Annotated in this window: 2 protein-coding genes and 1 pseudogene; all 3 read right to left on the reverse strand. The window is 61.4% G+C overall.

The window, feature by feature from the left end; all coding sequences use genetic code 11:
- Positions 1-255: pseudogene (locus FVF58_RS50935) on the reverse strand (fumarylacetoacetate hydrolase family protein); the annotation flags it as partial.
- 12 nt (positions 256-267) lie between these two features.
- Positions 268-1,077: a 2-keto-4-pentenoate hydratase gene (locus tag FVF58_RS50940; protein WP_149676978.1), complete on the reverse strand. Its 810-nt coding sequence runs from the start codon at positions 1,075-1,077 to the stop codon at positions 268-270.
- Positions 1,074-1,625: IclR family transcriptional regulator (locus FVF58_RS50945; protein WP_149676979.1), on the reverse strand; the 552-nt coding region annotated here is incomplete at its 5' end. The genes FVF58_RS50945 and FVF58_RS50940, both read right to left, overlap by 4 nt.

A 1,625-nucleotide genomic window follows, 5' to 3' on the forward strand; every position in this document is an offset into this window, starting at 1 on the left:
AGCAGCATGATCGGAGTAGTTCAGACCAATGCACACGAGATTACGGACATTGCCGACGCAGGCGCCGAGACGCGTGCCTGCTTTTACGACCGGTAGACGATCCAGATCCAGTTCGCTTAGCTTTGCAAGCGCGACTGGCGAGACGGTCGTTCCGTCAATGTCGCTCACGATGCCGGTAAGGTCGCGGATCGCGCCGCTCGAATCGATGATACCGGGGTGCTCCTGGCCAGGCTGGCCGAAACGGACGAGACGCATGTAATACTCCTATCAAGACGAAAAAGTGATCGGCAATGTGCCGAGGTTGCCGAAGCCGATACGCAACTCGCGACCGATTGGCAAGTCCAGCACACCCGCGTAAGAGCCGGTGATCACAGCCTGGCCGGCATGCAGTCCCAAGCCGCGGCTGCGAAGGAAATTGGCGAGCCACACGATCGGCGCAAGCACGCCGCGATCAGGATGGCGTCCCGCGAACGTGACTGCTTCTTCCCCAACGCTGGCCAGACTGATGTCCAATTCGACGGGGAGATCGGCCGGCGTCGCGCCCTCGAACGGATTAACGCGGGGTCCAATGACAAGGCCGGCATTGAACAGGCCGTCTGCCAGTAGTTCAGGGAAAGTCAGTGTTTCGGGATGCGAATAACGACTGCCTAGCAATTCGAGCGCGAGGTGCGTGTGCCCGAGAGCGGCGAGCACTTCAGCTTCGCTATAGGCGTCGCACCGTGGGGGAAGGTCGCGGTTCAGCAGAAGGGCCAGTTCGGGCTCAGCCCTCACAAAGGCACGCGAAGGCCCGCTCATGCGACATACACCGCCTCGATGGATATCAGCGTCATAGATCGGCGCGGCGATGACTTTGCCTTGCTGCGGAAGCGCGCATTTCCATGCGACGATGCGCCCACCTAGCTGATGGCTGACCTCCTGCTGGATTGCGAAACCGTCGTCCAGACTTGCAGGCAGCAGTTCGGCAGGCAGCCGCTCGACGAGTTCGCCCTTTCGGCGCGCTGTCACAAGAATGCGTGCAGCCTGTTCACGCGGACCGGCGATAGCCTCGGCGGCCTGTGTTGCTGCTGGCGCGTTCATGCCGCCTCGCTTACGTTGGCACCGACGCTTTGACGCGGCCATACCGCACCTAGCTTCGAAGCCGCTTCTTTTAACAACGCGTAGAAGTCGTCGTAACGCTCTGGCTGAACTCGCATTACCGGTCCAGCAATGCTCATCGTGCCGACCACCGCACCGTCGGTCAGCGACCTCACAGGCACCGCCAAAGCAGCAACGCCCGGTTCGGCTTCTTCTACGACAAGCCCATAGCCGCGCTGCCTGGTCACTTCCAACTCGGGAATCAACTGCTCGACGCTGGTGATTGCCTTGGGCCCGCCTGCGCTGGCGGCAGCTTTTCCGAGTCCACCCCGCAATGCACATTCGACCGCCTGGTCGTTTGACATGGACGCAAGCCACACCTTCCCGTTCGCCGTTGCATGCAAGGTAATAGGGCTATCCATGGACGGCGAATACATGAGACCCGGTGCCGCCCCTTGGGAGGACGCCAGCCATGCGAGTTTTCCCTCGCTGACGACCGTCAGCCGGACCAATTCGCGGCACTGAGCCGCGACCTCATCGAGGATCGGCTG

It is taken from the genome of Paraburkholderia panacisoli (assembly GCF_008369935.1).
In the GTDB taxonomy this organism is placed as follows: Bacteria; Pseudomonadota; Gammaproteobacteria; order Burkholderiales; family Burkholderiaceae; genus Paraburkholderia; species Paraburkholderia panacisoli.